This window comes from Shewanella sp. DW31 (assembly GCF_015767295.1).
GTDB classification, from domain to species: Bacteria; Pseudomonadota; Gammaproteobacteria; order Enterobacterales; family Shewanellaceae; genus Shewanella; species Shewanella oncorhynchi.
Genome location: NZ_JADWMP020000007.1, coordinates 1 through 25005 on the forward strand (window position 1 = coordinate 1; position 25005 = coordinate 25005).

Sequence of the window (25005 nt, forward strand, 5' to 3'; positions counted from 1 at the left end):
GTTATCCGTTATCCGTTATCCGTTATCCGTTATCCGTTATCCGTTATCCGTTATCCGTTATCCGTTATCCGTTATCCAGCATCAAAAAATGCTATTTATCTCCCAGCTAGTTGAATTTAACCTAAATCCCTAGGTGACATCACCAAAGCAGGTGATAAAATGGCGACCATTCAACTCAAATTTGGACATCGGTAATGCGCGTCAGCAAGTACCTGCTATCAACACAGAAAGAAACTCCTGCCAACGCAGAAGTCATTAGTCATCAATTAATGTTACGTGCGGGTATGATCCGTCGTAATGCGTCGGGCCTTTATAGCTATCTCCCTACGGGCTTACGTGTACTGCGTAAAGTCGAAGCCATTGTTCGTGAAGAAATGAACAAAGCCGGTGCAATTGAAATTCTAATGCCTATGGTGCAACCGGCAGACTTGTGGGTAGAAACAGGTCGTTGGGAAAAGTTTGGTCCCGAGCTGCTGCGCTTTAAAGATCGTCACAATCGCGACTTCGTACTGGGGCCAACCCACGAAGAAGTAATCACAGATCTCATTCGTAAAGAAGTCAGCTCATATAAGCAATTACCGCTGAACCTTTACCAAATTCAAACCAAATTCCGTGACGAAGTTCGCCCACGTTTTGGCATGATGCGCTCACGCGAATTCTTGATGAAAGACGCCTACTCTTTCCACCTTGACGTCGATACCATGAATGAAACCTATGAGGCTATGTACACAGCCTATAGCAACATTCTATCGCGCATGGGCTTAGCTTTCCGCCCAGTTTTAGCTGATACGGGTTCAATCGGTGGCAGCATGTCACACGAGTTCCATGTTCTAGCACAAAGCGGTGAAGATTTAATTGCTTACTCAACGGGCAGCGATTATGCGGCTAACATTGAGAAAGCCGAATCACCTATGCCAACCGAACCACGCGGCGCAGCCACCGAAGCATTGCGTTTAGTCGATACCCCAAATGCGAAGACCATTGCGGAATTAGTTGAGCAGTTTGGTTTGGATATCACTAAAACGGTCAAAACCTTGATCGTTAAAGGTGCGACCGAAGCCGCTCCGCTAGTGGCGTTAATCGTTCGTGGCGACCATGAACTCAACGAAGTCAAAGCTGACAAGTTAGACTTAGTCGCATCACCATTGGAAATGGCGCCAGAAGCCCTAATCCGTGACGCCATTGGCGCAGGTCCTGGTTCACTTGGCCCTATCGGTCTTAAAATCCCTATCGTTATCGATCACAGCGTTAGCGTCATGAGCGATTTTGCCGCCGGTGCTAACGTTGATGACCAACACTATTTTGGTATCAACTGGGAACGCGATCTGCCGACAGCGCAAGTTGCCGATATCCGTAACGTAGTCGAAGGCGAACCAACACCTGATGGTTCAGGCACTTATGCTATGGCGCGTGGTATCGAAGTGGGCCATATTTTCCAACTGGGCACTAACTATTCTAAATCGATGAACGCGACTGTACTTGACGAAAATGGCAAGTCACAGGTGCTACTGATGGGTTGTTACGGTGTCGGCGTGAGCCGTATTGTGGCAGCAGCCATCGAACAAAACTTCGATGACCGTGGCATCATTTGGCCAGAAGCGATTGCACCATTTAGCGTGGGCATTCTGCCAATGAACATGCACAAGTCGCACCGTGTAACCGATATCGCCGAGCAGTTATACAAAGACTTAAACGAAGCGGGTATCGAAGTGTTATTGGATGATCGTAAAGAGCGTCCAGGCGTGATGTTCGCCGATATGGAACTGATTGGTATCCCACATACAGTGGTGATTGGCGATCGCAATATCGATGCTGGCGTATTTGAATACAAAAACCGCCGCACAGGTGAAAAACAAGATATTCCATTCGATCAACTACTCGACTTCCTGAAAAACGCAGTTAAAGGCTAAACCTCAACGCGAAATGTAGACAAGCTGAAGATCAAAAACGAAACGCACTTGAGCCCAGCTTAAGTGCGTTTTTTATTGGACTTTTATTAACCTTCGTCGCTAACATTGGCTCGCAACATGACTTTTTATATGCGGCTGTTTACTGCTGTATTTTGGGCACTGTATTTTTGGCAAGGTATTTTGCGCTAACTGGTACTGACTCGGAGCGACGCCCATCAACTGCCTAAACATATAACCAAAGGCTGAACCCGAGGCATAACCTAAGGATAACGCAGTAGTGAGTACAGATTCACCTCGGCTGAGCATTTGAATCGCCACCTGCAATCTAAGCCTTTGCAACCATTGACTATAACTCAGCCCTGTTTGCTGTTTAAATAATCTCGCTAACGTGCGGGCCGAGGCACCGACCTCCCGCTGCCAATCAACCAAAGTACGTTGCTCACTTGGATCGGCAAGCAAAGCCTCGGTAATGCGCAGTAATTTTTTATCCTTAGGATAAGGTAAATCCAAGGCGACCTTAGGGGCGAGTACCATAAAATCACGGATCACCATCAAGAGCCGCATGACGCTATCCTTAAAATCGGGATCAATTAGCCCAGCCTCACTCTTCACTAAGGCATTAACCTCTTGCAGTAATAACTGCAAAACAGGCTTCACACTCAAACAAGTACAGTCGGGTGGAAACCCGCCTATCCGGGTTTCATCCAAATACAGACTACTCAATTGCACCTGACCTAGCGCGATAACCTCATGATCGACAAAGGGAGGCACCCACACCGCTTGCTCAGGCGGCACAATGTAACGCCCCGCAGGCGTGATCACACTCAACACACCTTGACTGGCATAAATGACCTGTCCCCAGGAATGACTATGGCGCTGCACATGTTCAAACGGCTTGAGTGTTCGCTTAAGCAACATGATGGAGGCACTTAGCCCTGCGGCGGCTAAACGTGAAGGTGCGACCTGCGTGTGCTGAGTAATATGCTGCTGGGATAAATGCGTGTCAGTGACTTGATTCAAAGTGTTATCGCCCAAGGTGATTTTTATATCGAAGCTTCTTTTCGTATTATCGAGCCTCTTCCGTATAGAAGCGCCTCTTTATTTAGAAGCACCTTTTGTAAATAAGTGTCTTTTTATCTAGACATTAAGTCAATCTATCGAGCTCAAGCCAAAGCAGCAAACGCTAACATGTCATATCAGGCTGAATTAATTGGAGATGACATGAGTATCCACATGGATAAAAACCGCGTAACGCCCGTTACATTACAAAAAATGAAAGGTAAAACCCCCATAGTTGCTCTAACCGCCTATGAAAAGCCGATGGCAGAAATTATCGATCCCCATGTGGATATGATTATCGTCGGCGACTCCGTCGGCATGGTGGTTTATGGGCAAGACTCTACACTCGGGGTCACCTTAGAAATGATGATTAATCATGGTCTTGCTGTCACTCGCGGCGCAACACATGCCTGCGTTATTATCGATATGCCCTTTGGGAGTTATCAAAAATCGCCTCAGCAAGCCTTCAAACATGCCAGCCAAGTATTAATACGCACAGGCGCGCAGGCGGTAAAACTCGAGGGTGGCGCAGAGATGCTCGACACCACTCGTTTTTTAACCCAGCGAGGGATCCCTGTAATGCCACACATAGGATTAATGCCGCAACACGTGAATCAATTGGGTGGATTTAAAACCCAAGCAAGGGATGCTGCCGCCATCGAAGCCCTCGTTAGTTTAGCGAAAGACTTTGAGCAAGCAGGCGCTTTTAGCATACTGATTGAAGGCACATCCGAGCTCGCGGCGCGCACAGTGACGGCAGGAGTCTCAATCCCAGTCATAGGCATTGGCGCCTCACCCGCCTGCGATGGTCAAGTGCTCGTGACTGAGGATATCTTAGGCTTATTTTCTGACTACACGCCTAAATTTGCTAAACGCTATATCGACTTAGGACCATTGATCACTAAGGCCTGCGCCCAATATGCCCAAGAAGTGAGGACGGGTGAGTTTCCAACATCGGAGCATTGCTTTGGCCTCAGCAAAACGACCAAAGTTACAGCGGATTAATTGTCTAAAGCGAAATGTTCCAGCAATCGAATAAACGATAAATCGAAATTTACAACTAATTGAGTCTACCGACTTGCTTTTTATAGGGGGGCGTTGCTTTAATAAAACTATTAAAACAATAAATTGAGTCTGAAGATTGCCTACATCAACTGCATTAGTCTTAGGCGGTGGCGGCGCTAGGGCGGCCTACCAAGTCGGCGTGTTAAAAGCACTGGTCCAGCTTTATCCACGCAATCATGGTATTCCCTTTAAAATTATTTGCGGAACCTCTGCGGGTGCCATCAATGGCACCGCTATCGCTACCCATGCCTCTTGCTTTCACCTTGGTGTCAGAAAACTCGAATGGGTTTGGCGTCACTTTGAAACTCGAAAAGTCTACCGAGCTTCGATCACAGGCGTTCTCAGCCATCTAACGAAAATGGCCCTCAAAGGCATGCAAGATGATAAGGTCAATACCGATGCAGGCAGTCTGCTCGATAATGATCCGCTCAGAGGCTTACTCAATGAGCTAATCGACTTTAAACGTATCGACCGTAATATCCGTAATGGCTCACTGACCGCGCTGAGTGTGGATGCCTCTTGTTATAATAACTCTCGCTCAGTGACCTTTTTCCAAGCCGCGAAAGAAATCGAAAACTGGACCCGTGCCCGTCGCAGTGGCGAACGTATCATGCTCAATACCGAGCACCTACTCGCTAGTTCTGCAATCCCTATGGTTTTTCCATCCATTAAACTCAACCAAGCCTATTATGGTGATGGTTCAGTCCATCAGCTAGCACCGCTCTCAAGCCCTATTCATTTAGGCGCCGAAAAACTCTTAGTCATTAACTTAGAGAGCCCGCACAAGCACTTTCCTATGGAACTAGAATATCACCCAAAAACAGCAACCATAGCGGGTCATCTACTCGATACTATCTTTTCAGATACCTTAAACAGCGACCTTGAGCGACTTGAAAGGATCAATAACACTTTAAGCCTGATTCCTGAGTCAAGCCGTAACAAACTCGCCTTGCATCCAATTAAGGCCCTAGTCATCAAACCTAGCGAAGATCTCAGCAAAATTGCTGCCCGCTTCTATGATGACATGCCATGGGCCGTCAAAACCTTACTCGGCTTCATCGGCATAGACAGGCAGTCAGACTCAAGTATTGTGTCCTACCTACTCTTCGAAAAAACGTATACCAGCGCTTTAATCGACTTAGGCTATAAAGATGCCATGGAAAAAATCGATGAACTTAAAGATTTCTTTTGTTTAAAATAAGCTAACGACTTAATCAGTTTCTTCACTAAAAATCATGCCAAATGGATAGATATAGCATGAATATTAGTACCGAAATTCAAACTTTCGCATGAGCAAGAAGATGGATTTAACATTGATAATTTTGTTTGCATCGCTTACTATGCTGTACTAGATTATCAAAAAATCATGCACATTTTTTCAAAAAGGGAATCACGATGAAAAAAACTTCACTAGCACTTATCGTTGCAATGACAGCATTCAGCTCTATGGCTGCAAATGCAGTTGAAGGCGAAGCTGCCGGTACTGGTACTGCTGCAAGCACTAGTACTGGTGTTATCGTTGCTGGTAGCGTAGCTGCTGCTGCTGCAATTGCTGGCGCAGTTGTTATCTCTAACAGTTCTGATGGTAACCCAATTACCAATACAGGTACTGGCACAGGTACAACTACAGGCACTGGTAACTAAGCTATTGTTAGTATGCTTCTAAACAGCCGCCTTATGGGCGGTTGTTTTTTTTGAGTGTTTACAAAGTTAATTTCATAACTTGAAATCTGTCTGATACCTCTTTAAATTCGCTATTTAATCCTAATTGAGAATAAGCAACTCGGATGCGTATACATAAAAAATTACTGTCACTACTGACAATCTCGATTGTGTTAGTAAACACAACCGCTTGTAGCCAAAGAATCAGCGCACTTAACGATACTTTGAAGTTAGCCTTTATCGGTGACAAAGATACTCAATTGTCGGAACAGCAAGTTAATAATATCCCCTATGCCAGTATCTATGCTCGAATCGATGGTATACCTCAAGCGTTCATTGTACTTGCACTTGCAGAGCCTAAGTTCACCTTAACGCTGCCACCGACTCCTGCAATAACAGAGTTAAAATGGCTCTCTGCAGATAAAGCCATGTTAGTAACAATAAATGGACGATTGGTTAGGACCAGCAACCTATTAACAGGTGATTTAATTGCAGTAGAAAGCAATGAGCCAGATCCCATACTCTTAGGCTTACATTTAGACAGCACCCCCAAAACATGGACTCGAACGATTGATTGGCAACCCGGATATCACTTTGGCTACCGCGTAAATTCACATTTTAGTTTTATTGCTAAAGAAAATATTCTCATCAACGATACTCCAACCCAAGCGCTACATTACCTTGAATCAGTTTCGGTAGATAATCTCAATATTCAGTATCAAAATGAATTTTGGCTAACACCAGAAACAGGTCATGTGATTAAGAGTCGTCAAAAAATTGCCCCTAATCAGCCTTTTATCGAAATTACATTACTCAAGCCATTTGCGTCTTAGTGGAGTCCCAATGAGATCCTATTTAATGCCCTTAGCGCTACTGCTCAGTTTTGTTTTAGCGACAGTAGCTCAGGCTGAAACCCAATTGTTACTTACAACGTCGTCAAACCAAGATGCACAAGTTGAATTACTTTATCCAACATCAATTCGTCTTGATAAAGTAGTACTGGACGGCTTACAACAACTTCAAATACATAATAAAAACAATCATAAAGAGATAACCCCTATTTATTGGTTGGGTGCAGCACTACTCGATATCCAAAACACTGCCGCTTTAGAAGCTAAGCGCAAAGAAACCCTGTCCCAACTAGCACAAATGGGTCAAGCTGCAGATGACAGTATCTATACAGCAAAGCTTGCAAAACTTGCGCAGTTTTTACGACAAATCAAGCTTGGACAGCGCGTAATGCAGCCATTACATCCTGATCTAATTAGGATAAATGACTCATACAACCCTCTAATTGATGGCCGTTTCGAACTTATCTTACCTCAGAGACCTACGACAGTACTTGTCATAGGTGCGGTAGCTAAAGCGGGAAGTTTTGAATGGCAAGTCAATAAGAATAGTAAAGACTATTTAGCGAAAGCGATTCCATTAGAAAACGCTGATAATAGCTTCGTATGGATAGTTCAACCAGATGGTAAAGCACTAAAACAACCAATAGCCTATTGGAATGCTCAAGCGCAAGATATTGCTCCAGGAGCTGTGCTTTATGTTGAATTTTCAGACTTAGTAGAAGACTACAGCACATTGAACGCCAATATTATTGAATTATTAAGGAATCGGGCTCTGTAATGAATAACGCTACCCATTCTAATCTTACGTTAAGTAAACTTTCAGCTATTGCTCTGGCTCTTTTCCCTTTATTCCATATCCAAGCCGATGAATTTAGCTATCCTCCACTCTTAGCCTCACAATCGGACTTTGGTGGTGTAGGATTAATGCAAATGCCTACAGGACGTATGGCTCCTGAGGGTGAGTTTAATTTTGCAACAACTTATAACTCTGAATACCAGCATTTTTCAGCTTCAGTGCAATTATTCCCTTGGTTTGAAACTACGGTTCGTTATACCCAAGTACAAGATCTACTTTACAGCGCCGATCCGAGTTTCAGCGGTAACACCAAGTACACTGATAAAGGTATCGATTTTAAAGTCCGTCTAGTGGAAGAAAGTTACTGGTTACCAGAAACTTCTATTGGTATAAGAGATTTTGGTGGTACAGGCTTATTTGATGGCGAGTTTATTGCGGCCACTAAACGTGTTGGTCCAGTCGACTTTACCTTAGGGATAGGCTGGGGCTATATAGGAAATAGCGGTAACCTGACTTCAGATAAAAAAGATCTTAATGACAATTGTGATCGAGATACATCATATGGGGGAAAAGGCGGAACTGTCGACTATCAACGTTGGTTTAAAGGCTGTGCTGCATTATATGGCGGTATTGAATATCAAACGCCGTGGGAACCTTTACGAGTAAAAGTAGAATATGATGGCAATGATTATCTTGCAGATTTCCCCGTCACTGGTGGTGGAGTCGATATGTCACAAGACAGTAAATTTAACTATGGCTTACTCTACCGAGCAACAAGCTGGAGTGATTTCCACCTAAGCTATGAGCGTGGTAATACTTGGACGTTAGGCGTTAGCCTGCAGACCAACTTCAATGACTTACGACAAATTAAACGTGATACTCCTGCAGAGAAATATAAACCTATAGCAGCAGTACCTATGTCGGGTAAAAGAGTAACGCATGACGGTACAGAAGAAACAGCACAATCCTCTACCGATACGGCTATTTCAACGGTAACAAATCAGCCATTAGTAACAACTGAGTCATCAAAGTCAAAACCAGTTACAAACACGATGATCAACGCTGAAATGCCCATCCAAACTGATTGGGACAGAGTAGCGACTGAGCTTAGTACTATCGCTGGTTACGACAATCCAAAAATCTATCTTGATAACCACAGCGTGACCGTGGTTGCAGATCAAGTAAAGTATATGGACCGTAAAGAAGCCCACCATAGAGCGGCGACGATACTGGCAAATAACACGAACAAACAGATAATTACTGAATATCGTCTTATTGAAACCCGTTATAAGCAGCCGATAACAGAGACTCGTATCGACGCTGATAAATTCGCTCAAGTAGCGACCTACAGTTATATCAATGCAGATATGACGGATAGCACAGAAATCAGTGTACCAAGGTCGCCTCAAGGAACATTAGTAACCCAATCCCATGTGGATTGGTTGGATAAATTAAGTTTTGATATTGCCCCCACTATGGTGCAATCCTTCGGTGGTTCAGAAGGTTTCTATATGTTCAACATAGGTGTTACTGGCAGTGCAGCGTATCGATTTAATGATCGCTTGGAGCTTTCGGGATCACTTTATTTGAATCTCTATGATAACTACGATAAATTTTTGTACGATGTTCCACCTGATGGTACCGACTTAAAACGCGTGAGAACGCTTATTCGTCAATATGTCCATGACTCAACGGTCAGAGCAACTAACTTACAGCTAACTTGGATGGATAATCTGAGCGATAACATCTCCTATCAAGCCTATGGTGGTTATTTAGAGATGATGTATGGCGGAGTAGGTACCGAATTCCTTTATCGACCGCTAAACAGTGAGTGGGCATTCGGTTTTGATGTTAACTATGCGAAACAAAGAGATCCTGACAGTATGTTCGGTTTCTTCGAGGATGAAAATCAGTTTGACCCACTGACCAATCGCGCCTATCGAGTGCAGACAGGCGTAGTGACAGGACATGCGACCGCTTATTACCAGCCAAAGTGGTTCCCGAATACCTTGCTAAAAGTCAGTGCAGGCCAATATCTTACCGAGGACAAAGGCATAACGGTCGATTTCTCAAAACAGTTTGATAGTGGCGTTATCGTCGGTGCATTTGCGACTAAGACTAACTTGTCGGCAGAAGAATACGGTGAAGGTAGCTTTACCAAGGGATTCTATATTTCGATCCCATTCGATTTAATGACAATTAGACCGACTCAAAGCCGTGGCTTCCTCTCTTGGATGCCGTTGACCCGTGACGGTGGCCAAATGCTTGGTCGTAAATACAACTTATTTGATATGACTGATGCGCGGTCACCTTGGTATACCAGACCCAGTGTAGACCCCATTAAATAGTTAGTACGCAGCTAAACCTCAAAACGGGCAAGATAATTCTTGCCCGTTTTGTTTTCTGCCATTAGGACTAACTTACAATAGTAAAATCTGCACTGCCAAATTAGCTCACGACTCTATTGGCCATTTATTTAATACAAGTAGTGATTAGCTTTATGAGGGTGCACTGGCGATGCTATCTCTGGTGGATAAAATCGGTGCGGCAATTAATGGCCAATCAATGGCAAACTCAGCACTGTTCCAAGCTAAAACGCTTTCATCTTCAGAATCATAATATTGGGTACATTGATAAATAACATCGGCATAATCACTAAGAACATAAAAACCGTGCGCAAAGCCCGGTGGGATCCACATTTGCAGATGATTCTCTGCCGATAGCACTCGCCCAACCCATTTTCCATAGGTGGCCGAGTCAGCCCGAATATCGACGGCAACATCAAAAATGCTCCCCGCACAGACTCGCAACAATTTACCTTGTGGCTTACGCTGTTGAAAATGCAATCCACGCAGGACATTGTATTGCGAACGACTCTGGTTTTCCTGCACAAATACGGGAGGCTCAAGTCCTCTTGCAGTGAAACAAGCATCAAAATAGGATTGCCTGAACGTTTCCTTAAAAAAACCACGCTCATCACCGAACACTTGGGATTCAAACACCAATACTTCGGCTAATTCAGTTTCATTACATTTCATCAAATACCTGCTTATCGAGTAAACCGAGCAAATACTCACCATAGCCACTCTTGAGTAAAGGCTGAGCCAATTGCGCTAACTGCTGCCCATTGATCCAACCGCAGCGAAATGCAATCTCTTCAGGACAATTGATTTTTAGCCCTTGTCGTTTCTCAATGGCAGCAACAAATTGTGTCGCCTCGGCCATGGCATCAGGCGTACCAGTATCTAACCAAGCCGTCCCACGCCCTAGAATATCGACCCGTAACTCTCCCAAAGCTAAGTAACGAGTGATAACACCAACAATTTCTAACTCGCCCCTTGCCGAAGGTAAAACCGTTTTTGCAAATGTTGCAGCTCTGCCGTCAAAAAAGTACAAGCCAGGCATAGCGTAACGTGAACGAGGCTGCAGAGGTTTCTCTTCGATAGAAAGCACTTTACCCGTGTCATCGAACTCAACGACACCATAAGCGTTAGGGTTCGCCACATGGTAACCAAAAACGGTCGCCCCAGATTGGCCTTGCCAAGCATGTTGCAAATTTACCGTTAAGTGCTGACCATAGAATAAGTTATCCCCAAGAATAAGCGCACAGGCATCACCCGCTAAAAATGGCTCGGCGATAATGAGTGCTTCAGCCAATCCCTTCGGAGAGGCTTGTTCGGCATATTGCAGCTTAAGTCCCCAATGACTGCCATCACCGAGTAATGCATAAAACAGTGGTAAATCGTGGGGAGTACAAATGATCAAGATATGCCGTATATCAGCCTGCATCAGGGTGACAAGTGGGTAATAAATCATTGGTTTATCATAAATGGGCAGTAATTGCTTACAGACAACCTGCGTCATAGGATACAGACGCGAGCCAGTACCGCCCGCCAGTAAAATGCCTTTTCTCATTGAAATATTTAGGATTGATAAGCCATGTTGAAGTGCCAAGATTGTAGCATATAAAATGTCGTGAGCAGAAAGAACAGATAACAGTGCTGCTGGCTGTTAATGCAGGAAAAACAACGCAACAGAATAGTAAACCGCAAAAGCTAAATACCATTTTGGCTCAGTAAGATTTCAATTCGTCTTTTACTTAATAAACATATAAGAAGACGCTAACCTATCTCAACCCTTACTACTTTCAGGGATCAGCATCTCAATACGTAACCCCTGATTAGGCGCAGAGAAGAGTGACACATTACCATTCAGTTTTTGGGTGATCAGATTATAAATAATCGACATCCCCAAACCTGTTCCGCCACTCTGCCTTGCGGTGGTGAAAAAAGGCTCAAATGCTTTGGCTTTCACTTCATCGGACATGCCTACGCCATTATCTTCATAAATCATCTTGATCTGCGAAGCCATTTTTTCAACTACTATCACAATTTGCTTATCACCGACAAAATCATCGGGAAAAGCATGGCGAAAACTGTTCGCGACTAAGTTAGTGAAAATTTGTGCGATCGCACCGGGGTAAGAATCAATAAAAATATTATCGTCAAGTTCAACTTTTAAAGTGATATTTTTCTTACGCATCAAGGGTTTTAATGAACTAAATATCTGAAAAATATAATTCTTCAGATTAAAGCGCTCGCGTTCCAGTATCGATTGGTCTGCTGCAGTGCGCTTAAAGTTATGCACCAGTTCTGCAGCGCGGGAAAGGTTACGCTCAATTAAGCATAAACCATCCTGCATTGTATTGATAAAGCTGACAAATTTATCCTCATCGAGCTCGTTTTTCTCAAAGAGTCCTTTCAATAGGGATAACTCATCCAAACAATGGGTCACGGATGTGACAGCTATGCCAAGGGGGGTGTTCACTTCATGGGCAACACCGGCGACTAAGCTGCCTAAGGCCGCCATTTTTTCATTTTCAATTAAGTGCTTTTGGGTTGATTTTAAAGTCGATAATGCCGTTTCAAGCTCTGCGGTGCGCAGCTCAACTTGATGCTCAAGATCGGTATTAATGAGCTTGAGCTGTTGTTGATATTCAATGATCTCTTTAGCACTCATGGCTCGACCAAAAAGGTCGGCGAGTGCCGAGGCAAAGGCCTTCTCATCCCGAGTCCATTCCCTCGCCTCGCCCTGATGTTCAGAACAAATAATCCCCACCATTTTGCCGTGGTGACGAATAGGACTATCCAACAAAGAGCTGATCTGATTCGGTTTCAGATAGGTTTCGACAAATTCTTTAGTGGCGGGATCCGTTTGCGCCTTATTGGCGACAATTGTGCGCTCATTGTCGAGCAGGCTAAAGTAATGGGGAAACTGTGCGCGAGTGAGCACTAACGCTTCTTGTGGCTGCTGATTGTCGAGTGAATAATAACAAGCGATGCTCTGATTATCCGGACTCAACAACCAAATGCCCGCCCGAGAGATCAGTAATCCCTTACAAATTGAGCTCACGATAAGTTGTGATGCTTGAATGAGATCACCCTCATCAATAACCTGAGACTTACTGACATCAAATAAAATTCGATCAAGCATTCGGGTCATAGCGGCTCGTCCGGAATATGAATATGTAGGGAGGCAAACACATCTAACAAATCAAGGCTGGCTTCACATAACATGGGATCAAACTGTTTACCCGATTGCGCTAAGATGTACTCGCGCACCGCCTCAACAGACCAAGCCTCTTTGTAACTTCGCTTGGAAAGCAAAGCATCAATCACATCAACAATCGCCATCAGGCGGCCTTCAATAGGAATGTCTTCCTGCGATAGCCCACGGGGATAACCTTGCCCATCCCAACGTTCATGGTGAGTATAAGCAATTCTAGCGCCCATTTTGGCAATGATACGATTTGAGCCAACCAACAAGTTATAACCCTTCTCTGCGTGGGTTTGCATAATCGCCCATTCCTCGGCATCGAGTTTACCGGGCTTATGCAAAATACTCTCAGGGATACCGATTTTGCCTACATCATGAAGAGGCGCCGCATAACGAATCGTTTCGATAAAGTCTGCCTTCATACCAATGGCAATCGCGAGCATTTCTGTCATGCGCGCTACACGGCGCACATGGGCTCCAGTCTCCTTACTGCGTTGCTCAATGGCATCTCCTATGATTAAAATTAGCTCCCTTTGTGTCTGCTGCACATTTTCGCGGCCCGATAAGTTCTCAAAGGTTAAGCTCACATTTGCCGCAAATAGCTCAAGAATGCTGACTTGAAAATCCGTTAACTTAGTGTTGTGTTGTAAATATAAAATACTGGTGACATGTCCACTAAGCTCATAAAATCCGACATAAATATTGTCACGGATCAGCGACGTTTTTAGTGCTATCGCTTCAATAATATGTTCCCGCACATCCCCTGGCAGAGTCTCAACGCTGCCACCTTCAAAGTAACTGATCATATCTCCCGTGGCGGCAAGCAGATTCATTTGAGTATCGAGGTAAAGGTCTTGATGATAACTCGTGAGATAAAGAGCCGAGCTTTCAAGATTGAGCAGCTGCAAGGTCTGTTCGAGCACTGCACTACCAAAGTTATGCAATGTATGGCTCTTAAGTACAGAGGTGGAAGCAGCAATCACTTTCTCCATCCCCTTTTGGCTTTGCTCGATAATTTTTATATCGCGATAGGAGCGCAATGAGGTGTACACACAAGACTTAAGCCGAGCCGCGGTGAGCTCTGTTTTAGCTTTATAATCGTTAATGTCAAAATCCCGAATAACTTGCTCTTCAGGTGCTTGCCCCGGCTGACCCGTACGTAAAATGATGCGGGTACTGTGGTTATTTAATTCAGAGCGAATTTTTTGGACTAACTCTAAGCCTGCATGATCGGTTTCCATGACGACATCAATAAAGGCCAAGGCGATATCTGATTCAGTTTGAAATAATGTTAAACCTTCAGCAGCGCTGTAACAGGAGTAGAACTGCAAGACACGATTATCTAAGGTCAGATTTTTTAGCGCAAATCGAGTGACATCATGGATCCCAGGTTCATCATCAATAATGGCCACCTTCCAAATGCCTTGTTTAGGCTTATGGGATGTATCTTCGATAACATCAGCACTTTTCTTAAATAACGCCACAAAACCACCGTTTGCGATGAATAGTTACGTTTTAGTATAGATTCAATCTTGAAAGTGACTAGTTTCAAAGGATAAATTATCATCCCATTAATTACCGCTTAGGACTAACAACTAACATACTGGCCACTTAAAAAACACACAAAAACAACTTAAGCTATTGTTATAAAAATAGAAATAGCAAAAGTTAGCCTAACCTAGTCTTGGCGGGTATGATGAGTGCACTTGATGCATAATTCCCAAAATTTCTATTGGAGCTACTATGAAAAAATCACTATGTTACATCGCACTGCTGGCTTTATTCACCACGGCTTGCTCAGAAGCCCCAAAAGAAGAAACGGCAGTCAATACAGCCCAAGCTCAAACAGAAGCGGCAAAATCCGTCCCAGTAGGTGATACCAGCCAAAACTCGCTCGATTGGGCAGGTAGTTATGAAGGCGTATTGCCTTGCGCCAGTTGTGAAGGAATGCAAACCCTAATCACTTTGCAAGCTGATAATAGCTTTGTTCAAGAAACAGTTTATTTAGGTAAAGATGAAAAGATTTTAAAACTGATGGGTAAAGTGACATGGGACGAACTGGGCCAAAAAATCACCCTAGAAGATGGTACACAATATTTGGTCGGTGAAAATCAGTTGATCATGTTAGACACTGAAGGCAAACGGATCACCGGCGAACTTGCTGCAAATTATGTGCTGAAAAAGAAAGGTCTATAAAAGCAGAGCTGGCAGCTAGCACTCAACTGCGGTATTAGATTATGGATAACGGAGGCTTTGCACTTACCGTAAGAGCAAAGCCTCCGTACCGTTATCCATAAGTCACGCAGAAATGTTCTGCAACCGCAAAGCGACGTTCTAGAAGTTGTGAAGCTAAAAAGGCGAAACAAACCTTCTTAACCAGTAAAGAGGTTATTTTGAATAACAGCATACAACTGATCCGCTATCAAGATTGCCCATCAACGCCATGGAAAAATGGTGGTGGAAGCACAAAACAGCTACTCATTTCCCCCATCAATGCCGAACTTACTGAATTTGATTATCGGATCAGCATTGCAAGTATTAGCAGCAACGGACCTTTTTCTCATTTATTGGCATAGACAGGCAACTGGTCATTCTGAAAGGTGATGGTGTTGAACTCAGCATCAATAGTCATGAAGGGACAAAACAGATAAATGGCCTTGGAGCTGGAGAAAAGATATCAGGAAATACAGATACAACTGAATATAAGCGACTCACGCCCGCTGATAACCCATTCTGCTTTGCTGGTGAAACCTCAATAACAAGTCAATTATTAGGCAGTAATGTTATTGATTTCAATGTCATGACCAAACGCGGCGCATTTAAAGCGCATACGCAAAGGCTTAGCTTTGATAACATGTTTATCGAAGAACAGATTGCAACCTCAAACAACTATCCAAATGAACTGCAAAAAACTGAAGCTTACGTCCCTATCATCCAAATACTTTGCTGCCTAGATACCATGACATGGGAGCACAATGACAAGGTTATCAAGATCATACCCTATGATATTCTCGTTTTCCAACAAGGCGATGGTATAAGGTTAAAATCAACAAGACCAAGTCGACTACTTAAAGTATCTATTACTGCCAATCCTCTATAACAGTATTTACAAGTTAATCTCCAATATTACTCAATTTGCGCGTTAAAATACCGAGCCACTATCCACTCGACAGTTTTTCTGAGCCCAGAATCGAAGGACTCTAATGGTTGCCAACCAAGTTCTCGCTGGATCTTACTCGCATCAATAGCATAACGCACATCATGCCCAGGTCTGTCTGTAACATGTTCTATCAAACCTTGAAAACCAACACCATTAATAACAAGAGCTTGCGGATGAGTGGGTACTAACTTTTCGAGTAAATCGCAAATTTGGTAAACAACCGCTAGATTGCTAAGCTCATTTACCCCTCCAATATTATAGGTCTCCCCGACTCTGCCCTGTGTTATAACAAGAAACAAGGCACGCACATGATCATCTACATATAACCAATCACGTACTTGCTGACCATTCCCATAGACAGGTAACGGTTTTCCGGCCAATGCATTATTGACCATCAAAGGGATCAATTTTTCAGGGTATTGAAAAGGCCCATAATTATTGGAGCAGTTAGTGATAACTATCGGTAAACCGTAGGTGCGATGCCATGCCCGAACAAGATGATCCGCCGATGCCTTGCTGGCTGAGTAAGGAGAGCTAGGATCATAGGCTGTAGTCTCAGAAAAGAATCCGGTAGCCCCTAATGAACCGTAAACCTCGTCGGTGGAAATATGATGGAATCTAAAAACTTTTCGCTTATCCGCATTCAAACTTTGGAAATAGCAGCGGCACGCCTCAAGCAATGTATAAGTGCCCACTATATTGGTTTGGATAAATTCAGCAGGCCCATCAATTGAGCGATCAACGTGGCTTTCGGCCGCTAAATGCATCACCACATCTGGCCGATAATCCTGAAATACGGCATCTAATTTCACTCTATCGCAAATATCAGCCTGAATAAAATGATAGCGCTCACTATTGGCAATAGAGGCTAAAGACTCAAGATCACTGGCATAGGTCAACTTATCAAAATTGATCACGACGCACGTCGTTTGCCCTATCAGCATACGGACCAAGGCAGAACCGATAAAGCCAGCTCCTCCCGTAATCAGTATTCGCATATCACTCACCCAAAAAAGTTAAAGGTTAGAAAACAAAAAGCCAGAAAGTATACAACTTTCTGGCTTGAAAATTCAGCATATTAAGATCTGAATGGACACTTAGCGCCATTAGGCTTTACAGACTCCAGTTCTAAGCTGTTCGGACTGCATCCGCTATATATTTTGCTTGAGTCTGCGTCATAATATTATCGGTAGATTCGACCATTACGCGAATAAGCGGCTATGTACCGGATTTGCGCAACAATACACGCCCTTGGTCACCTAAGATCCCTTCGGCTTTAATCACAGCTTGCTGTACGCTGCTTGTCGCTAAAATGCTGTCAGCATCAGCCGTGACCAAACGCACATTAATTAACACTTGAGGAAGTTTAATCATGCCAGCTTTAATCTCAGACAAACTCTTCTGGGACTCTAATATAGCTTTAAGCACCTGTAAGGATGCAACAATGCCGTCACCCGTTGAAGCATATTGCAAGCTCAATATATGTCCAGAACCTTCACCGCCTAATTGCCAGCCAGTCGCTTTAAGCTGTTCAACCACATAGCGATCGCCCACATTAGTGCGTATAAAAGGTATCTCCATCTTTCTTAAGGCTAACTCTAAGCCAAGATTTGACATTAAGGTACCAACCACTCCACCAGACATTTCACCTTTGCGGTGGGCAGCCTGGGCAAGGATGAATAAAATCTCATCATCATCAACCACATGCCCATTGTGCTCGACAAACATAACACGGTCAGCATCACCATCGAGCGCAATACCTAAATCAGCTTCATGTACCATAACCGCTGTTTGCAAACTATCTAAATGCGTGGCGCCGCAGTGGTCATTAATGTTCACCCCATTAGGCATGTCGTTGATGCTAATCACTTCAGCACCTAATTCACGGTAAACGTTGGGCGCTAGCACGGTATCTGCGGCTCAACCTAACTTCATCGCGAAATCAGGCGTAATAGGAAACTCTCCGACCTCGCCATAAGCACCGCCAGTACCAAAATGCTTCCTAGACATAAAAAATTCTTTAAAAATCTTAAAAAGAAAAAAGCCAAATCAAATTAGATTTGGCTTTTAAAATAACAACTTAAAATTTAAAAAAATTTAACGACATACAGCTTTAAATCATTTTTTGCTGCCAAACAAAATCACAAAAAACATCCATTGAGGCAAACACAGTAAGCGCTTGCAAAGATGTTAAAATTGCCTAGTTACTATAAGTCTGACCATTACTTACTGAATAATTAACGCCCCATACCAAATAGCACTACTTTGATAGTTTTGAGTAAGATTTTTAAATCTAACAAGGTGCTATGGTGCTTAATATAATAAATGTCGTACTTATGCTTCCAAATCGCATCCTCAACTGAGGCACCATAGGGATAACTCACTTGAGCTAATCCAGTTACACCAGGCTTTACCGCATGACGAAAACGGTAATATGGAATTTCTTGTTCTAATTCGGTGATGAATACCTCTCTTTCGGGTCTTGGCCCAACAATCGACATTTCCCCTTTTAGAATATTAATAATCTGAGGCAACTCATCAATACGAGTTTTACGGATAAAATTACCGATTTTAGTCACTCTAACGTCATTTTTAATCGCCCATTGTGCCCCTGATTTTTCTGCATCGCTTCGCATTGATCTAAATTTGATAACCTCGAACTCATCATTAAATTGCCCTGTACGACGTTGCTTATATAAAACAGGCCCAGGACTCTCAAGTTTGATCACAACAGCAGTAATTAAACCAATAGGTACAGCAGCAATGCTTAGCAGCAATGCTGCAAAAATATCAATAGCACGCTTAGCAAATTGGGTACGTTTAGTCGATAAAATTGAAAATGCTCTTTGGTGCAAAAAATAGCCACTATGGAGTAAACGCACTTCAGTGTAACCTAAGCGTTCGTCTAAATAACTAACCAAAGGCTCAACCCAAGCACCAAGTTCAGTTGCTTTAACCAAAAACTGCCGTTGTTCTTTGGTCAATCGGGCACTTTCAAAGTGACAAATCACCTTATAACTCAAGTCGATCACACTATAATCATTAACGACCATGTCAAATGAGTAATCATTCACTATGCGTCCTATTTCAAGCTCACGGTCTTCCGGACAATAAACATAAATAACAGGTTGACGCAGCACTTGGCGCTGGGTTCTAAAGCGCTTTACTTTCTCTTTAAGCTGATTAACATCTTCAATTTCATCGAAAGAGTCACTAGGTAAGTCCATATATAAACCAAATAAAGTTAATTAAACCAAGCGATACATAAAAATGTACGCCATTCAACATCTAACCTCAAAATGCAGCAATTTAAAACTTCAACCTCGCATTTATCAGATTTGAATAAAAGTGCTTTATGTGAAGTTAAAATTTACAATTTTATTTAATCAATGTCATTTAACACAGTTCATCTCGTTGCTTAACATAAATCACCTAACAGTTGTAGTAGCGTGGTTTACGTTCATTGTAGTTACCAACAGAATAAAGCTATTGCACGATTATGCGAATCGCAAGTAAACGACAAAAAGGTCACAAAACACCTTATACTGCTGCGTAGCTAAATAACATAAAACACGTAAAAAATGGTCAAGGAATTAAAATCAAAAAAGGACAGTGATAAACACTGTCCCAGCGAAAATAGTACAGTTTTCAAAAACAGGGTTGTGAGATTAAGGTCTGGGCGCTAATCATTAACAACTCACAACGAAGCACTCATCACTCAACCATTAATTTGAGCCGCTTTAGCGATAATCTCTTTTTATTTTTGAATAGTATCCTTCACTATTTTCTCAAAAAACTTCTGCTTTAGCTCGGTGGGGAAATTACGCACAAATTCTGAAAAGCGGTTGATTTAACTTCGGCTCAATGAATTAACATGATTTGCTCCTTTAGGCCTTACAGTAGACTTAAGTCTTGTTTGACGCATAAGTCACTGTGGCTTATGTTTAGCATCGGCAGACACAATGCGGCTGAACATTAAATAATGCACAGAAAAAGCACCAACCTGCTTCATGTTGTAGCTACCAGAATGGTACGCCTTGATAATTGCCTTATTGTGAGTAGCTGATTGCTACTGAAAATCAGACAAGGCTAGCGGGGGCGCACGACGTTGCTTGAACGGAATTTCAGATAAAATCACCTTCTCAAACGCACTTTGCATTAATTGATGTTTGACAACAAAGGCCTCATCACATAAAAAATTTGATGGTTGCAGCGTATCCAAAATGTTTTGACCAACATTTCCGCAACAAGCTTAGCATGCAAATATCGGCAACGCAGTTTTAGCAAAATTAAGACAAAACAGCAACGCAAGCCAACCAGTTTGGGCGCTTGCTTACCATAAAACGCCAACGGCTCCACAATCATACCTCCGACGTATCTACCATGTGAGCCCGCCAAAAGGTTCAGCATGATATAACGACACAACTCAAGAAAATAGGAATGAATAACCCAGTTACATTGCAAACAAACCGCATCTAAAACGGTTAGAAAAAGCTCAAAATCAGCCTCTTCAAGATAAATTGTCTTTCTGGTATTACCGCGCGACGCAATATAGTAAAGAGGCCCTTTAAACTCCAATCTTAATGGCCTACTCATGATTAACTCCTACAGAATTAAACGTTAACAGAGTAAAATTTAGCTACCTAATAAACCGGATGCAAAATGAAAGACATGACACCAGCGTTCTGAACATACTCCAAATAATGTTGGATGAAACAACAATTTTATTCAAATTACTATTCAAATCAGAGTTCAAAGATAATTAAAATCATATTTGCTAAAGTAACTAAAATGAGTAATTTGCAACACCGTAAAAATTAACAGCTAATTTAAGTTGTAACAAGTAGGTTAATTAGAGTTTGACCATTTTATTTCTCACACCCCATATTTCCCCAGTGTTTTCAAATACTGCTCAATTACAAGCTTTTCATCAAATTTATCAACTATAAAGGCTCTTCCAGCAGTGCCCATTTCGGCGCGTGACTCGGGTGTCATGGCAATTAACTGCTCACAACAGGCGGCCAGTGCTGTAGCATTTTTTACTGGGCACAAAAAGCCAGTTTGGCCGGGCAATACCACATCACGGCAACCAACGTTATCTGTGGTAATTAATGGTTTGGCCATGGCAGCCGCTTCCATCAAAGTACGTGGAACACCCTCACGATAAAATGACGGTAACACCACGCAATCAGCATTGGCAATAACGGGCCGCACATCTGGCGTGGTGCCCAAGTATTCAACCAGCCCTGCTTGTTCCCACTTGGCAATTTGCTCACGCTCAATCACGCTGGGGTTAGCCACTCCGCACGCGCCGAGTAGTTGGAACACCGCTTGTGGATATTGCTGTCGAACAATTCGCGCAGCTTCAACATATTCATCCACACCCTTATCCCATAACATTCGGGAGATCAGCAAAAAGCGCACCTTGCCATCATCAGCAGCTGTTAAGCAAGCTTGCGGCACAAAATGAGCTAAATCCACCCCTTCACCGTGTAACAACACCGCTTTGTCTTGGCTAACCAATTGGTGATGCAAAAACACTTGACGGTCATCTTCATTTAAAAACCACACTTCTTTGGGGAAGCGAAACGCCAGTTTATATAACCCCCGCGCTACCTTGGCAACTAAGTTATCGTTAACAAAGGTGTACCCTAAACCGGTAGTGATAGCCAGTGAAGGAATGCCCGCCAATTTCGCAGCGAGTGAGCCATATATATTAGGTTTTATAGTGTAGTGAATAATAAAATTGGAGGAGATCTGTTGGTAGATTTGATACAAGGTGTGGATCAATTTAAGATCTTTCAGCGGGTTAGTGCCTTTGGCTTCCATCGGCAAATCAACCACCGCACACCCCATAGCGCGCAATTTATCCGAAAACTCATCGTATGGGGCGATAATAGTGAGTTGATAGCCATCGTTAATCAAACGGCTTAATAAACCGTGACGAAAATTAAACATAGACCAAGCAGTGTTGGCTACTAGGACAATTTTTTTATTTTTCACAGGATGAGGCCGTTGTTATTAAATTCTAAAATGAATAATTGAGTTCAAGACTAAATCAATAAGCAAATTTGATCTTTTTAATGAGGTCGATTCAACGTAACAACGAAGTTCAGGTGCATTACCTGAAGGACGCAAGTGAACAACATCGCCATTTGACAAAGTAATTCTGAGCCCATCAGTAGTATCAATTGATAACACCTCAAATTGGCCAAGAGATAACTGTGCTAAAAAGGATTTAGGCGATGCAATCCCCAGTTCAATCAGCGCAAGACTTCGCTCCCTCTCGAAATTTTGGAGTCGATCACTTGTGGTAAAAATAGCGGGAAGCTGCGCAAGCAATTGTGAGACTGGACCATTACCAGCCATAGCTAGAACTGCAAGGGCTGGAAGCAGAGCATCACGCGTAGGTAGTGCACTCAATTTAACACTATTCAAATTAATATCAGATCCAAGCAAAAACCCACCGTTTGCTTCAAAGCCAGCTATACGAGAGAATTGAGTCTGTAATGTTGCAAAAGCTTCTATCACATAAGGAGAGCCAATTTTAGTACGTAAAACTTGCTTAAAAGAATCACAAGCTTCAACCGCAGAATTACAACTCACAGGAATAGCAAGGGCCTCGATTCCTAAAAACTGAGCAGCGAGTAAGCATAAAATATCACCACGAAGGTAAGTACCTGTTTCATCAGATAACAAAGGTCGATCACCATCACCATCCGTAGAAAATACCGCATCAAGTTGATACTCCTTTTGCCAACGCTGCGACATTTCAATATCTTGTAAACTTACCGCTTCAGTATCTATCGGCACGAATTCCTCACTACGACCAAGACTAACAACCTCTGCACCTAGCTTCAGAAATAACTTGGCATAGAGGTCACGCCCAGCACTAGAATGCTCATAAATCCCGATACGTTTACCCACTAATAAAGTAGGACTAAATAAATCAAGATAACGAGCAATGTAAGACATTGCTGCAACATCAGAAACTGAGGGTAACTTATAAAGCTCAGTCTCAACCAACTCAGCATCACCAGCCAGAATAGATAACTCATCAGCTTTTGTGATTTCACCATCTGGTCGATAAAACTTAAGCCCATTACGGTCAAACGGAATATGGCTACCAGTAACCATAATTGCAGGAATATTTTGCTGCATGGCTGTAAATGCTAATGCAGGTGTTGGCACAACACCGAAGTAAATTGGCTGTAAACCAAGTGCAATCAACGAACTAGCGCAGGCCTGAGCCATTTTATAGCTACTAGGGCGATTGTCTATCGCTATAGCAACACTATTAAACGCGAAATTCTTCTGCATCACGCTAACAAAGGCTTGAGTAAATGCCATGCAAACCTGTGGCGTAAACTGGGTTACTAACCCCCTTGCACCACTAGTACCAAAGGCAACGCTACTTTGTGATAAAACTAAGCTGGTACTGGGCATAGATTACTTCCCCTCTACTCGTCCGTATCTATCTTCAAAACGCACGATATCGTCTTCACCAAGGTACGAACCGGATTGAACTTCAATAAGCTCTAAGTCAACTTTCCCAGGATTTTCAAGTGCGTGAATTACACCTACAGGTATGTAAGTAGATTGATTTTCTGTTAACAGAATATCCTTATCACCGTTAGTCACTTTCGCCGTGCCTGAAACAACAATCCAATGTTCAGCACGATGATGATGCATTTGTACCGATAGCTTAGCACCCGGTTTTACCGTAATACGTTTAACCTGAAAACGGTCACCATTATCGATAGAGTCATACTTCCCCCAAGGACGATAGACTTCACGATGGAAAGTCACCTCTGAGCGCAGTTCAGCCTTAAGCTGTCCCACTAGGGCTTTTACATGTTGTGACTGATCTTTATGCGCCACTAACACTGCATCCTTAGTGTTCACAATCACTAAGTCCTCAACACCCACTGTAGTGACAAGCTTATTGCCACCAAATACTAAGGTATTTTTAGTATCAACAGATTTAACATCGCCATTGAACACGTTTCCATCTGCATCTTTGGCTGATATTTCCCATAAAGCAGCAAAACCGCCAACATCACTCCAACCGGCATCCATGGGCACAACCACGGCATCTTTGGTATGCTCCATCACCGCATAGTCAATAGAATCATCAGGACAAGCTTCAAATGCAGCTTTATCAATTCTAATAAAATCGCTGTCATTATTCTGAATCAGCATCGCAAGCTCGCAAGCTGAATAAATATCAGGGCGATATGTTTTTAATTCTGTAAGATAACGACTTGCTTTAAATAAAAACATACCACTATTCCAATAATAATCACCGCTCTCAATATACTCCTTTGCAGTGGCTAAATTAGGTTTTTCAACAAAACCATCAACAAGGTAACCATGTTGACAAGCTTCGCCACGTTTAATGTAACCGTAACCTGTTTCAGGCTTATTACCAACAATACCAAAAGTCACTAGCTTTCCAACTAACGCTAACTCAGTAGCCTTACTTACTGAGAGTTGAAAAGCATCAACATTCTCGATGACATGATCAGCTGCTAACACCAACAGTAAAGGATCTTGCCCAGACTCAACGGCTTTCAATGCTGCCAAAGCAATAGCAGGTGCAGTATTACGGCCAACTGGCTCTAAAAATATACCACTATGTTTAACACCTAACTGCCTTATCTGTTCTGCAGCAATAAAGCGATGTTCTTCATTACAAATCAGCATTACAGGCGAATGCTGCATACCTGATAGACGGCGAATAGTGTTTTGTAACATAGTCGCTTTACTAGAAAGCGATAGGAACTGCTTAGGAAAATTCCCCCTGGATAATGGCCATAAACGAGTTCCAGAGCCACCAGCCATAACTACAGGTATAATCATTTAAAGTCCTTTAAAAATTAGCTTTGCTTTAACTCTATATAAAACAAAGCGAAAATCAATACTATAAAAAATATAGGAGCCATT

The 25005-nt window shown here is 42.8% G+C and carries 19 protein-coding genes and 2 pseudogenes; 9 read left to right on the plus strand and 12 right to left on the minus strand.

What is annotated here, in order from left to right; translation table 11 throughout:
* Positions 1–194: 194 nt before the first annotated feature.
* Positions 195–1910, plus strand: coding sequence for a proline--tRNA ligase (locus GWI56_RS07680; RefSeq protein ID WP_168824371.1), 1716 nt, complete (start codon positions 195–197; stop codon positions 1908–1910).
* A gap of 99 nt (positions 1911–2009) precedes the next feature.
* Here GWI56_RS07680 and GWI56_RS07685 read toward each other — a convergent pair whose 3' ends face one another.
* A complete protein-coding gene (locus GWI56_RS07685; RefSeq protein WP_198572589.1) occupies positions 2010–2945 on the minus strand; it encodes a helix-turn-helix transcriptional regulator in 936 nt (311 codons plus the stop codon).
* 186 nt (positions 2946–3131) lie between these two features.
* Between GWI56_RS07685 and panB the strand changes: the two genes are divergently transcribed.
* From panB to GWI56_RS07715, 6 genes are all read left to right on the plus strand, one after another.
* Positions 3132–3974, plus strand: coding sequence for a 3-methyl-2-oxobutanoate hydroxymethyltransferase (gene panB, locus GWI56_RS07690; protein WP_198572590.1), 843 nt, complete (start codon positions 3132–3134; stop codon positions 3972–3974).
* Positions 3975–4110: 136 nt separating this feature from the next.
* Positions 4111–5235 carry a patatin-like phospholipase family protein gene (locus GWI56_RS07695; protein ID WP_028761134.1) on the plus strand — a complete coding sequence of 375 codons (1125 nt, stop codon included), beginning with the start codon at positions 4111–4113 and terminating at the stop codon, positions 5233–5235.
* 194 nt (positions 5236–5429) lie between these two features.
* A complete protein-coding gene (locus GWI56_RS07700) occupies positions 5430–5678 on the plus strand; it encodes a hypothetical protein (RefSeq protein WP_028761135.1) in 249 nt (82 codons plus the stop codon).
* A gap of 143 nt (positions 5679–5821) precedes the next feature.
* Positions 5822–6529 carry a YjbF family lipoprotein gene (locus tag GWI56_RS07705; protein ID WP_028761136.1) on the plus strand — a complete coding sequence of 236 codons (708 nt, stop codon included), beginning with the start codon at positions 5822–5824 and terminating at the stop codon, positions 6527–6529.
* 10 nt (positions 6530–6539) lie between these two features.
* Positions 6540–7325, plus strand: a complete 786-nt coding sequence (locus GWI56_RS07710) for a capsule biosynthesis GfcC family protein (RefSeq protein ID WP_198572591.1) — start codon at positions 6540–6542, stop codon at positions 7323–7325.
* The gene (locus GWI56_RS07715; RefSeq protein WP_198572592.1) at positions 7325–9691 is read left to right on the plus strand and encodes a YjbH domain-containing protein; all 2367 of its coding nucleotides are present in this window, start codon (positions 7325–7327) and stop codon (positions 9689–9691) included. Before GWI56_RS07710 ends, GWI56_RS07715 begins: the two co-directional genes overlap by 1 nt.
* Positions 9692–9841: 150 nt before the next feature.
* Here the strand turns inward: GWI56_RS07715 and rfbC are convergent, their stop codons facing one another.
* The 4 genes from rfbC to GWI56_RS07735 form a co-directional block, all read right to left on the minus strand.
* Positions 9842–10381 carry a dTDP-4-dehydrorhamnose 3,5-epimerase gene (gene rfbC / locus GWI56_RS07720; protein ID WP_198572593.1) on the minus strand — a complete coding sequence of 180 codons (540 nt, stop codon included), beginning with the start codon at positions 10379–10381 and terminating at the stop codon, positions 9842–9844.
* Positions 10371–11258 (minus strand): glucose-1-phosphate thymidylyltransferase RfbA, encoded by an 888-nt coding sequence (rfbA, locus tag GWI56_RS07725; protein ID WP_198572594.1) that lies wholly within the window; start codon positions 11256–11258, stop codon positions 10371–10373. Before rfbA ends, rfbC begins: the two co-directional genes overlap by 11 nt.
* A gap of 216 nt (positions 11259–11474) precedes the next feature.
* The gene (locus tag GWI56_RS07730; protein ID WP_198572595.1) at positions 11475–12845 is read right to left on the minus strand and encodes a GAF domain-containing sensor histidine kinase; all 1371 of its coding nucleotides are present in this window, start codon (positions 12843–12845) and stop codon (positions 11475–11477) included.
* Positions 12842–14383: a DUF3369 domain-containing protein gene (locus tag GWI56_RS07735; protein ID WP_198572596.1), complete on the minus strand. Its 1542-nt coding sequence runs from the start codon at positions 14381–14383 to the stop codon at positions 12842–12844. The genes GWI56_RS07730 and GWI56_RS07735 overlap by 4 nt, the downstream gene beginning before the upstream one ends.
* A gap of 259 nt (positions 14384–14642) precedes the next feature.
* Between GWI56_RS07735 and GWI56_RS07740 the strand changes: the two genes are divergently transcribed.
* Entirely contained in the window at positions 14643–15095 is a 453-nt protein-coding gene (locus tag GWI56_RS07740; RefSeq protein WP_113940966.1) for a copper resistance protein NlpE, read from the plus strand.
* A 215-nt stretch (positions 15096–15310) separates the two neighbouring features.
* Positions 15311–15999: pseudogene (locus GWI56_RS21860) on the plus strand (HutD family protein).
* Positions 16000–16025: 26 nt separating this feature from the next.
* Here GWI56_RS21860 and rfbB read toward each other — a convergent pair.
* From rfbB to GWI56_RS07780, 7 genes and pseudogenes are all read right to left on the minus strand, one after another.
* The gene (gene rfbB, locus GWI56_RS07750) at positions 16026–17057 is read right to left on the minus strand and encodes a dTDP-glucose 4,6-dehydratase (protein WP_198572597.1); all 1032 of its coding nucleotides are present in this window, start codon (positions 17055–17057) and stop codon (positions 16026–16028) included.
* A 130-nt stretch (positions 17058–17187) separates the two neighbouring features.
* A pseudogene (locus GWI56_RS07755) lies at positions 17188–18069 on the minus strand (hypothetical protein).
* A 227-nt stretch (positions 18070–18296) separates the two neighbouring features.
* Complete coding sequence (locus GWI56_RS07760; protein ID WP_198572598.1) at positions 18297–19286, minus strand: exopolysaccharide biosynthesis polyprenyl glycosylphosphotransferase; 990 nt, start codon at positions 19284–19286, stop codon at positions 18297–18299.
* A gap of 931 nt (positions 19287–20217) precedes the next feature.
* On the minus strand, positions 20218–20655 hold the full coding sequence (locus GWI56_RS07765; RefSeq protein ID WP_198572599.1) for a hypothetical protein: 438 nt from the start codon (positions 20653–20655) through the stop codon (positions 20218–20220).
* A 279-nt stretch (positions 20656–20934) separates the two neighbouring features.
* Positions 20935–22062 carry a glycosyltransferase family 4 protein gene (locus GWI56_RS21865; protein ID WP_198572600.1) on the minus strand — a complete coding sequence of 376 codons (1128 nt, stop codon included), beginning with the start codon at positions 22060–22062 and terminating at the stop codon, positions 20935–20937.
* Between the two features lie 18 nt (positions 22063–22080).
* Entirely contained in the window at positions 22081–23505 is a 1425-nt protein-coding gene (locus GWI56_RS07775) for a phosphomannomutase (protein WP_198572601.1), read from the minus strand.
* 3 nt (positions 23506–23508) lie between these two features.
* Entirely contained in the window at positions 23509–24921 is a 1413-nt protein-coding gene (locus tag GWI56_RS07780) for a mannose-1-phosphate guanylyltransferase/mannose-6-phosphate isomerase (RefSeq protein WP_198572602.1), read from the minus strand.
* Between the last annotated feature and the right edge of the window lie 84 nt (positions 24922–25005).

What these genes read in the sequence shown, in the direction of transcription:
- GWI56_RS07680 (WP_168824371.1), top strand. Translation starts at nt 195, where the DNA reads ATGCGCGTCAGCAAGTACCTGCTATCAACACAGAAAGAAACTCCTGCC.
- panB (WP_198572590.1), top strand. Translation starts at nt 3,132, where the DNA reads ATGAGTATCCACATGGATAAAAACCGCGTAACGCCCGTTACATTACAA.
- GWI56_RS07700 (WP_028761135.1), top strand. Translation starts at nt 5,430, where the DNA reads ATGAAAAAAACTTCACTAGCACTTATCGTTGCAATGACAGCATTCAGC.
- GWI56_RS07705 (WP_028761136.1), top strand. Translation starts at nt 5,822, where the DNA reads ATGCGTATACATAAAAAATTACTGTCACTACTGACAATCTCGATTGTG.
- GWI56_RS07710 (WP_198572591.1), top strand. Translation starts at nt 6,540, where the DNA reads ATGAGATCCTATTTAATGCCCTTAGCGCTACTGCTCAGTTTTGTTTTA.
- GWI56_RS07715 (WP_198572592.1), top strand. Translation starts at nt 7,325, where the DNA reads ATGAATAACGCTACCCATTCTAATCTTACGTTAAGTAAACTTTCAGCT.
- rfbC (WP_198572593.1), bottom strand. Translation starts at nt 10,381, where the DNA reads ATGAAATGTAATGAAACTGAATTAGCCGAAGTATTGGTGTTTGAATCC.
- rfbA (WP_198572594.1), bottom strand. Translation starts at nt 11,258, where the DNA reads ATGAGAAAAGGCATTTTACTGGCGGGCGGTACTGGCTCGCGTCTGTAT.
- GWI56_RS07730 (WP_198572595.1), bottom strand. Translation starts at nt 12,845, where the DNA reads ATGACCCGAATGCTTGATCGAATTTTATTTGATGTCAGTAAGTCTCAG.
- GWI56_RS07740 (WP_113940966.1), top strand. Translation starts at nt 14,643, where the DNA reads ATGAAAAAATCACTATGTTACATCGCACTGCTGGCTTTATTCACCACG.
- rfbB (WP_198572597.1), bottom strand. Translation starts at nt 17,057, where the DNA reads ATGCGAATACTGATTACGGGAGGAGCTGGCTTTATCGGTTCTGCCTTG.
- GWI56_RS07760 (WP_198572598.1), bottom strand. Translation starts at nt 19,286, where the DNA reads ATGGACTTACCTAGTGACTCTTTCGATGAAATTGAAGATGTTAATCAG.
- GWI56_RS07765 (WP_198572599.1), bottom strand. Translation starts at nt 20,655, where the DNA reads ATGAGTAGGCCATTAAGATTGGAGTTTAAAGGGCCTCTTTACTATATT.
- GWI56_RS07775 (WP_198572601.1), bottom strand. Translation starts at nt 23,505, where the DNA reads ATGCCCAGTACCAGCTTAGTTTTATCACAAAGTAGCGTTGCCTTTGGT.
- GWI56_RS07780 (WP_198572602.1), bottom strand. Translation starts at nt 24,921, where the DNA reads ATGATTATACCTGTAGTTATGGCTGGTGGCTCTGGAACTCGTTTATGG.